At 58.6% G+C, this 9,766-nt stretch carries 5 protein-coding genes; 3 read left to right on the top strand and 2 right to left on the bottom strand.

What is annotated here, in order from left to right; all coding sequences use genetic code 11:
* Nucleotides 1-54 precede the first annotated feature (54 nt).
* Nucleotides 55-2,838 (bottom strand): TonB-dependent receptor, encoded by a 2,784-nt coding sequence (locus H6A34_RS11940; protein ID WP_205105702.1) that lies wholly within the window; start codon nucleotides 2,836-2,838, stop codon nucleotides 55-57.
* Between the two features lie 366 nt (nucleotides 2,839-3,204).
* Between H6A34_RS11940 and H6A34_RS11935 the strand changes: the two genes are divergently transcribed.
* From H6A34_RS11935 to H6A34_RS11925, 3 genes are all read left to right on the top strand, one after another.
* Nucleotides 3,205-4,344, top strand: a complete 1,140-nt coding sequence (locus H6A34_RS11935) for an efflux RND transporter periplasmic adaptor subunit (protein WP_205105701.1) — start codon at nucleotides 3,205-3,207, stop codon at nucleotides 4,342-4,344.
* Between the two features lie 167 nt (nucleotides 4,345-4,511).
* The gene (locus H6A34_RS11930; RefSeq protein WP_205105700.1) at nucleotides 4,512-7,628 is read left to right on the top strand and encodes an efflux RND transporter permease subunit; all 3,117 of its coding nucleotides are present in this window, start codon (nucleotides 4,512-4,514) and stop codon (nucleotides 7,626-7,628) included.
* 62 nt (nucleotides 7,629-7,690) lie between these two features.
* Nucleotides 7,691-8,860 (top strand): TolC family protein, encoded by a 1,170-nt coding sequence (locus H6A34_RS11925; protein WP_021948528.1) that lies wholly within the window; start codon nucleotides 7,691-7,693, stop codon nucleotides 8,858-8,860.
* A gap of 158 nt (nucleotides 8,861-9,018) precedes the next feature.
* Here H6A34_RS11925 and H6A34_RS11920 read toward each other — a convergent pair whose 3' ends face one another.
* The gene (locus H6A34_RS11920; RefSeq protein ID WP_205105699.1) at nucleotides 9,019-9,717 is read right to left on the bottom strand and encodes a vitamin B12 dependent-methionine synthase activation domain-containing protein; all 699 of its coding nucleotides are present in this window, start codon (nucleotides 9,715-9,717) and stop codon (nucleotides 9,019-9,021) included.
* Nucleotides 9,718-9,766 lie beyond the last annotated feature (49 nt).

Raw genomic sequence — 9,766 nt, 5'->3', positions numbered from 1 at the left:
GGGTATTGTCTTAACTCCTTTACTCCATAACTCCTTAACTCCTTGAAAAATACTTTAGAAATTCACCTTGAATCCTGCGTTGAGCTTAGCTCCGTAGTATTCAACCTGCATCGTGCGGTCCTTCTCGCCCTGGTAGTAGCGCAGGGGTTGGTTGAGCAGGTTGTTGGCCTGTACGTAGAAGGTGTACTTCGTGTTCTTTCCCCAGGTGTAGCTTGCGTTGAGGTCCATGTAGTGCGTTGCGTCGTAGTAGCGGCGCAGGGCGGTCTCCTCCACATACTCCTCGTCGTCCTGGAAGGCCGACGTGAAGTTGTAAGACAGGCGCACGTTCAGGCCCCACTTGTCGAAGTAAAGCGACGCGTTGGCCATGTGCTCGGGCGAACCGGGCAGCGCCTGCTCGTCCTTGTCGCCGAATACAGACTTCACAATGTTGCTGTGAGTGTAAGTGTAGTTGCCGTAGAAGCCAACGCAACGCAGTGCCGGAGAGATGAAGCCGAAGTCGCGCTGGAAGCCAAGCTCCACTCCGAGCAGGTCGGCGTCGAAGGCGTTGAGCGGCTGGCTGACCTCTGCCTCGGCGTAATTGCCGTAAGCCATGTCGCGCTTCAGGTTGACAGAATAGTCCTTGACGCGCTTGTAGAACACTGCCGCCGACACAAGGCCGACACTCTTGAAGTAGTAGTCGGCTGACAGGTCGATGTTGTGCGAGGTGATAGGCTTCAGGTCGGGGTTGCCCAGTGTGATTTCAACAGGCGACTCCTCGGTGTTGTAAGAAGCGTTGGCAACGAGGTGAGAGTACTTCGGGCGTGCCAGCGTCTTGGTGTAAGAGGCGCGCACCTTGAGGTCGTCGGTAGCGTCCCATTTGACGAGGAAACTCGGCAGCCAGCTTATGTAGTTGTTCTTGAACTTGCCCGTTGGGTCGAGGCTTTCGTCTCCGTTCTCGTCGATGTTCCAGTTGAAGCCGCTTGTCTCAAGGTCAGTGTACTCCATGCGGAGGCCGGCCATTACCGTGAACTTGCGTCCCAGCTTCTGCGTGAAGCGCAGGTATGCGGCTGTAACCTGCTCGGTTGCGTCATAGTCTCCTGCCGATTCTTCGAGCACCTGCTCGCCTCCGAGCAGGGCCCAGTCCTTCGCATTAAACTGCTCGAGGTAGTCCTTGCTTACGAAGTCCATGGCCTTGTACTGGTCGCCGGGCATGAAGCCGTCGCGTATTTGCGATGTGTAATAGTTGGTGTAGTCGGTTCCGTAGATGTCCTCGTAGCCGTCCTTGTAGTCGTAACAAAGCACTTCCTTTGTCTTGTGCTTGTGAGTGTACTTCGCGCCGAACTTCAGCGAGTTGCCGAACAGGCCGCTTGCGAGGGGCAGCTCGAAGTCAACCTTGGCCTTCCACTCGTTTTCGCGTATCCATTCGTTAGCGTTGGTGAACTCGTCCACTTCCCAGTCGCCGTCATGAACAGAGATGGGCGTTATGGCGTAAGGCTGGCGTCCGCCCTCGTCTTCCATGTCGATGGTCATGTCCTTCTGCTTGATGGTGAAGTAACGCTCGTCGGGGCGGTCTTCGCTTGCACGTGAGTAAGACACCATCCAGTCGGTCTGCAGCTTGTCCCAGAGCAGGTGGTCACCGCCCAAGGTGAAGTCCATTGTCTGCTGGAGCTCGAGGCGTGCGCCGCGGTTGTCCTTTGAGCCGGCCTTGGTCTGTATCTCGGTCTTCATCTCTCCGGCGCCGTCGGCCAGGTCCTTGTAGCTAACGCGGTAGCGGTTCTCCCAGTCGTTGCGGCGGTTGTAGATACCGTTGAAATATATCTTTTGTGTTGGGTTAAACTCATAGTCGAGCGAGAGCGAGTAGCTCTGGCGCTCGCGCGTCACGTAATACTGGCGCACCTCGGCGTCGGTGAGCACTACGTTGCCGTCGTCGTCGAGGTCATACTCGAACTCGGTGTTGTCCGAGCCGGCGGGCGAGTTCTGGTAAGACACGGCAGCCATGAGGCCCAGCTTGTTGTCGAAGAAGCGGTTGCCGTATGTAGCGCCGAGGTTAAGCTGCAGCTTGTCGCTTATCCAGTTGTAGCCCGTTCCGGCCGTCACGTTGAATGTCTGGCGGTAAGGCGTGTTCTTGGTGATAAGGTTGATTGAGCCGCCTATGGCGTCGCCGTCCATGTCGGCGGTGACAACCTTGTTCACCTCGATGGTCTGTATCATGTCGGCCGGTATTAGGTCGAGCTGCACGTTGCGCGCGTCGCCCTCGGCTGAGGGTATTCGGTTGCCGTTTATGGTGACGCTCGAGAGGTCGGGCGACGTTCCGCGCACCTGTCCGAAGCGTGCCTCGCCCTGGTCGTACTGTACGTTGATACCGTTGATACGCTTGAGGGCGTCGCCGATGTTGGAGTCGGGGAACTTGCCTACCTGGTCGGCCGATACTACGTTGGTCAGGTTGAAGTTGTTTTTCTGTTGGTTGATGGCGCGGCTCTGTCCGTGGAACGCGCCCTTGACTTCCACTCCCTCAAGCTCTACGCCGTCGGTGAGCACGAAGTCCTGTACGGCCGTCTTGTCAGGCTGTACGGTCAGTTTCATTGTCTTTGGCTGGTAGCCTACGTATGTTACCTTCACGATGTACGTGCCGGGTTTCAGGTTGGCGAGTGTGTAATAGCCGTTCACGTCGCTCACTACGCCTGTGTGCAGGCTTTCAATCATTACTGTGGCGCCGGGCAGAACCTGGTTCTGTGCGTCGACGATGCGTCCTCGCATTACGCCCAGGGCTGCCTCGTTGGAGTCGGGGGCGGCAAAGGCCGTGGCGCAGAGCATGGCCCCCAAGCAGAATGCAGATAGTTTTCTGTAATTTTTTCTCATAAAAAACTTTAATGATTTGACGGGTGCAAAGTTCCGTCTTTCATGTTACATGCGTATTGCAAGACTTTGTTTTTATTCTTAACAATTTATTACAAAAACGTTACTGTATATTAAAATCATGTTTCATTGCCTGCCTTTCTCGCGCGCGTAGGCCGTCGCCGCCGTAACGGATTGATGTACAGCGTGTTATGAAAGGCCGTCTTTTGCCGTGTAAAAGACGGCCTTTCGTCTTGCCGTTTGCGGCCTTTTACGTTGTAATATGCCGTCTTCCGCGGCAGCATGAGGTGGGCGCTGAGCGTGTTTGCAACTGGGTTGCACTCCTGTTTCGTTATTTTTGCATGTAAAAAAGCGAAAACAGGAAACATTATGGATTACAAATCACTTTTCATCGGGGCGTTTGGCATAATGCTTGCCGCGGCGTGTACCGACAAGGACGGCGCCCACGCCGACGCCGACGGCCATGCCGACGGGGGCGGGGCCAACCCCAGCGAGATAGTCATAACGCCCGACAGGGCCAAGGCCGCGGGCATTGTTACCGCCGTGGTGGAGCCGGGCGAGTTTAACGGCGTAATCCCCTGCGGCGGCAAGATTCTTGCCGCTTCGGGCAGCGAGGCTACCGTCGTGGCCACCGTGGCGGGCATAGTGTCACTGCCGCGCGGCCTTGCCGAGGGCTCTCCGGTGGCCAAGGGCGCCACGGTGTTCACCGTATCGTCAAGAAACTTGCAGGACGACCCTGCGCGGCAGGCCGAAATCGCATACCGCGCCGCCAAGAAGGAGTACGACCGTGCGGCGAAGCTCGTGAAGGACAGGATTGTAACCCAGAAGGAGTATAACGCCATCAAGGCCGACTACGAGCGTGCCAGGATAGCCTACGAGGCTTTCGACGGCGGCGGAGCCACGGGCGCGGGAGTGGCTGTGAAGTCGCCTGTCGGCGGCTACGTCAAGACATGCCTGGTCAAGGAGGGCGACTATGTGGCCGTAGGCCAGCCCATGATGACCGTCACGCAGGCGCGCAGCCTCTACCTCAGGGCCAACGTACCCGAGCGCTACTACGCCCAGATGGGCAGCGTGGTGTCGGCAAAGTTCAAGACGGCTTACGGCGACAGCGTGTACGACCTGCGGCAGATGAACGGGCAGCTCGTGGCCACGGGCAAGCAGACGGGCGACGGCTCGCCGTACATACCCGTGACCTTCCGCTTTGACAACCGCGCCGACGTAATGCCCGGGGCGTTTGTCGAGACTTACGTGCTGACCGGCGGACGGGGCGACGTCCTGTCGGTGCCCGTGTCGGCGCTTACCGACGAGCAGGGCCTCAGTTTCGTCTACGTACAGACCGACCCGTCGTGCTACGAGCGCCGCGAGGTGCATACCGGGCGCTCTGACGGCAGCCGGGTGGAGATAAAAAGCGGGCTGGCGGCCGGCGAGAGGGTTGTCGTTGAGGGCGCCGTACAGGTGAAGCTGGCCTCCGCGAGCACGGCGATACCCGCGCATACGCATAGTCATTAAGAAGTAGTTAAAGTAGTTACAAGGTAGTTAGAGTAATTAAAGTCATTACCCCTGCAGTTTGCGCAAAAGTCAATAAGCGGCAATGCATTTGACTTTAACTACTTAGCGGCCGCAGGGAGCGATAACCGCTTTAACTGCATTAGCTACCTGAATAAAATAAACAAACCATGCTCAACAAGATAATTCGTTTCTCATTACATAACCGTCTGTTCGTGCTCGTGGCGGCCGTGCTGCTCACCGTGGCGGGGATATACACCACCGGGCAGACGGAAGTAGACGTATTCCCCGACCTCAACGCACCTACGGTAGTCGTGATGGCCGAGGCCGGCGGCATGGCTGCCGAAGAGGTGGAGCAGCTCGTGACGTTCCCCATCGAGACGGCAGTCAACGGCGCCACCCACGTGCGCCGTGTACGTTCGTCGTCTTCGACGGGATTTTCGGTCGTATGGGTAGAGTTCGACTGGAACACCGACATCTACCTGGCGCGCCAGATAGTGTCGGAGAAGCTCGCGGCGGTAAACGAGAGCCTGCCCGAGAACGTCGGCAAGCCTACGCTCGGCCCGCAGTCGTCAATCCTCGGTGAAGTGCTCATCGTGGGGCTTACGGCCGACAGCACGTCAATGCTCGACCTCAGGACGCTGGCCGACTGGACAATACGCCCGCGGCTGATGTCCACTGGCGGCGTGTCGCAGGTGTCAGTGCTCGGCGGTGACGTCAAGGAGTACCAGATATTGCTGCATCCCGGCCGCATGGCACACTACGGCGTGACGCTCGGCGAGGTGCTTGCCGCCACCGGACAGATGAACCGCAACACCAACGGAGGCGTAATTTACGAGTACGGCAACGAGTACATCGTGCGCGGACTGGTGTCGACCGAGGACGTGGCCGAGATGGCTTCGGCAGTGATAAAAAGCTCGGGCGGCGACGCCATAACGCTGGGCGACGTGGCCGACGTGCAGGTCGGAGCGCAGGTTCCGCGCCTCGGCACAGCCTCGGAGAAGGGCAAGCCCGCCGTGCTGCTTACCGTAACAAAGCAGCCCGACACGGGAACCATCGAGCTTACCGAACGGCTTGAGGAAGCATTGGATGACCTGAAGAAGAACATGCCGGCCGACGTTCACGTGTCAACAGACGTGTTCCGACAGTCAAGGTTCATAGAAAGCTCGATAGACAACGTGAAGGACTCGCTCTACGAGGGCGCTTTCTTCGTAGTGGTGGTGCTCTTCCTCTTCCTCGCCAACGTCCGCACGACGCTCATCTCGCTCGTAACGCTGCCCGTGTCGCTGCTCGTATCGCTCATGGTGCTTCATTATTTCGGCATGAGCGTCAACACGATGAGCCTCGGCGGACTGGCGATAGCCATCGGTTCGCTCGTCGACGACGCCATAGTTGACGTGGAGAACGTGTGGAAACACCTGCGGGAGAACCGCGCGCTGCCCAAGGAAGAGCGGCTGCCAGTGCTCGAGGTGGTGTTCAATGCCTCGCGCGAGGTGCGCATGCCTATACTCAACTCAACGGCGATAATCATCGTAAGCTTCATACCGCTGTTCTATCTCAGCGGCATGGAGGGGCGCATGCTCATACCGCTCGGCGTGGCGTTCATCGTTGCCCTGGCGGCATCTACGCTCGTGGCGCTGACCCTTACGCCCGTGCTTTGCAGCTACCTGCTGGGCGGCAAGAAGGACGGAGTGGCCCGTCGTGAGGCTTTCGTGGCGCGGTGGCTGAAGAAACATTACGAGCGTTGGCTCGTATGGGCTCTCGACCATAAGCGTCCGGTAGTGGCGGCTACGGCGGTATTGTTCGTGGCCGCGCTCGGGCTGTTCTTCACCTTGGGGCACAGCTTCCTGCCGAAGTTCAACGAGGGCTCGTTCACTATCAATATAAGCTCGCTGCCGGGAATATCACTCGACGAGTCGGACAAGATAGGGCGCCGCGCCGAAGAGATACTGATGTCGGTGCCCGAGATACAGACCGTGGCGCGTAAGACCGGCCGCGCCGAGCTTGACGAGCACGCGCTGGGCGTCAACGTGTCTGAAATCGAGGCTCCGTTCGAGCTCAAGGACCGTTCGCACGAGGAGCTTCTCGATGACGTGCGCCACCGCCTGTCGGTCATTTCCGGTGCCAACATCGAGATTGGCCAGCCCATAAGTCACCGCATAGACGCCATGCTGAGCGGCACGCAGGCCAGCATAGCCATCAAGCTTTTCGGCGATGACCTGAACAAGATGTTCGACCTCGGCAACCAGATCAAGGCCGCCGTAAGCGACGTCGAGGGCATTGCCGACCTTAACGTGGAGCAGCAGGTGGAGCGTCCGGAGCTTGAGATAAAGCCCAAGCGCGAGATGCTGAAGCTGTACGGCATACCGATGGCCGACTTTAATACGTTCGTACGTGTCAACATGGCCGGCGAGACGGTGTCGCAGGTGTATGACGACGGTGGCAGCTTCAACCTCGTTGTGCGTGCCGCCGAGCACGACCGCTGCGACATGGAGCGCATTCGCGACCTCATGGTTGACACTCCCGACGGACGGAAGGTGCCGCTGGCCAACGTGGCCGAGGTGACATCGACCATGGGGCCGAACACTATTAACCGTGAGAACGTGAAGCGCAAGATCGTGATTTCGGCCAACGCGAGCGGCCGCGACCTGCGCAGCGTGGTCAATGACATAAAGAGGCGGGTGGACGCCAAGGTGGATTTGCCCGATGGATACCACGTTGAGTACGGCGGACAGTTCGAGAGCGAGCAGTCGGCCAGCCGCGTGCTGCTGCTCGCGTCGCTGCTCAGCATTGTCGTGATATTCCTCCTTCTGTACATGCAGTTCCGCAACGCGCTCGAGAGCGGGGTGATACTGCTCAACCTGCCGCTGGCGCTTATCGGCGGCGTGTTCGCCCTCGTGATGACTACGGGCGAGGTAAGCATACCGGCGATTATCGGCTTCATCTCGCTGTTCGGTATCGCCACGCGTAACGGCATGCTGCTAATCAACCGTTATAATATGCTGTGTGCCGATGGCGACGACAGTCTCAGGCAAAGCATTGTCCACGGTTCGCTCGACCGCCTGAACCCCATCCTCATGACGGCTCTCTGCTCGGCGCTGGCCCTCGTGCCGCTTGCCTTGCGCGGAAGCCTGCCAGGCAACGAGATACAAAGCCCCATGGCTAAGGTCATTCTGGGAGGTCTGCTGACGTCGACGTCCCTCAACGCCTTCATCATCCCCATCGTCTACGAGTGGATGAATAGGAAGGGAGTAGTAAGGAGTAAGGAGAGGAGTAGTAAGGAGTAAGTAGAAATGCTATCAGGCTTATTTGGCCAATTAGCCCTATAGGCCTTATTTTAAAAAGAATTATGAAAGCAACAATATTATCTATCGCGGCATTGCTCATTGCCGCAACGGCTGGGGCGCAGACCGTAGACGACGTGCTGCGCAGCGTGGAGATGAACAACCTTGAGCTGAAAGCCTTGCTCAAGGGCAACGAGGCTTCGTCACTGGAGCTGAAACAGCAGAACTCGCTTGACGACCTTTCGGTGGAATACAGCCCGTTTTTCAATGCCAACGTTAGCGGAATGGCCAGCTCCGAGCTGGTCGTAACCCAGGGCTTCGACTTCCCTACGCTGTACGGCGCAAGGCGTAAGGCCAACCGCCTGCAGGGCGAGGTAAAGGAGATGGAGTACCTTACGGCGCGCCGTGACGTTCTGCTCGCGGCGAAAAGCCTGTGTCTTGACCTTATATACATGAACAAGAGGCGGGCCCTGCTCGACGAACGGCGCAGGAATGCCGACGAGCTGATGGCCATGTACACCGAGAAATACGACAACGGCGACGCTACGGCGCTTGAACTGAACAAGGTGAAGATGGAAAGGATGAACCTCGAGACGGAGTTGGCGCAGGCTGAGGCCGGGCGGAATACGGCGTTGCAGCAGCTGCGCGCCCTTAACGGCGACAAGCCCGTTGAGCTTGAGGCCACGGAATATCCCGCGCTGCCTGCCGTGGGCGACGGTGAGCTGTATGGCCGGGCGGTGGCCGCTGACTTGTCGGTCCGCACGGCCGAGGCGTCCGTAAAGGCTGCCGAGCAGGACGTGAAGGTGAACCGCCAGAGCTGGATACCGAAGATAGAGGTGGGCTACCGGCGTAACACCGACGGCGATGATGCCAGCAACGGATTCCTTATCGGCGGCTCGATACCGCTGTTCTCAAGCAAAAACAAGGTCAAGGCGGCCAAGGCTCGCCGCACGGAAGCGCAGATGAGGCAGGCCGAAGCGCGCGTAAAGGCTGAGAGCGGGGCCCGGGCCAAGGTGGATGAGATACGGCGCTTGCGCTCGGCCGCCGCGGCGTATGACGTGCCGCTGATGCGCCAGACGCTGAAACTGCTGCGCACGGCGGTCGAGAACGGCGAGATATCCGTTACCGACTATTACGTCGAGGCCGACGGAGTGTACCGCAACATGCAGGCTTACATCGACGTGGAGAGGCTTTACCAAGGCTCGATGGCCGAGATACTGAAGAACGAGCTGTAGCCCCGCTGTCGGTAAAAGACCGTATATCGCATGATAAAAGGCCGCCTTTCGCACTGCGAAAGGCGGCCTTTTACAAGGTAATTTGCCGTGTTTTGCGGAGCGCTTGGCCACGCCCGCCGGCCGGCCGTGCCGTCGCCGCCGCGCCCGAACGCTTGTTTTCAGCCCTTTACGGCCTCTTTTCTCCTCCTTTTATAGCAGTCCTTGAAGTCGCACAGGCCGCACGAATAATCGAGCTTGCGCACGTTGGGACCCAGTCCTACGACGCCGCTTACCGACTTGATGGGCAGCATCAGGCTTGACTCCGTCAGCCTTACGCCGCAAGGGGCGCCGCCGCCGAAGAGCGGAAACAGTTTCTGCTGCTCGGACACGTGCCATCCGCAGTATCCCGGACTGAAGCGGTTGGTGTGGCGCCAGCCGCGCCCTGAGATGTCGTCCTGCAGTGTCCGTTCCATCACGTCGGCCGTAAGTTCGGCTATTACGCTGCCGAACGAGTCGGCTATGAACGTGCGTACCATGTCGTCATCGTCCTTGAGGCGCATTTGGTAGTCCTCGAACTCGGCGCCCGCCGTGGCCACGAAGAACGCGAAAGCCTCGCTCCCGCGCAGCTGCCGGGCTATGATGCGGCCTACGTTGAGCTCCGTATGGCCTATGTTGAGCGTGCACGCCGTGTCGTCGAGCGTGCTCTCGGCGATAAAGAAGGTGTATCTCGGCCGCAATATCCCCGCTATTCCGGCCTCTACGGCCTTCGTCTCGGCCACAACGTCGGCGTCGGGCGCCGCGTCGCCGTAGCCCATCTGTACGTACACTTCGTGCAGGTCGAGACCGAGTTCGGGGTAAGATAATTCATATGTGGTCATTGTTTATGTTTTAAGTAGTTAAGTAGTTAGGGAGTAAAGGAGTTAAGAC

It is taken from the genome of Marseilla massiliensis (genome assembly GCF_016899855.1).
Lineage (GTDB): Bacteria > Bacteroidota > Bacteroidia > Bacteroidales > Bacteroidaceae > Prevotella.
This window is presented reverse-complemented; position numbering and strand designations above follow the sequence as displayed.

Bases quoted from the DNA above. Each gene is read 5' to 3' on its own strand.
- H6A34_RS11935 (WP_205105701.1), top strand. From the start codon at position 3,205: ATGGATTACAAATCACTTTTCATCGGGGCGTTTGGCATAATGCTTGCC.
- H6A34_RS11930 (WP_205105700.1), top strand. From the start codon at position 4,512: ATGCTCAACAAGATAATTCGTTTCTCATTACATAACCGTCTGTTCGTG.
- H6A34_RS11940 (WP_205105702.1), bottom strand. From the start codon at position 2,838: ATGAGAAAAAATTACAGAAAACTATCTGCATTCTGCTTGGGGGCCATG.
- H6A34_RS11925 (WP_021948528.1), top strand. From the start codon at position 7,691: ATGAAAGCAACAATATTATCTATCGCGGCATTGCTCATTGCCGCAACG.
- H6A34_RS11920 (WP_205105699.1), bottom strand. From the start codon at position 9,717: ATGACCACATATGAATTATCTTACCCCGAACTCGGTCTCGACCTGCAC.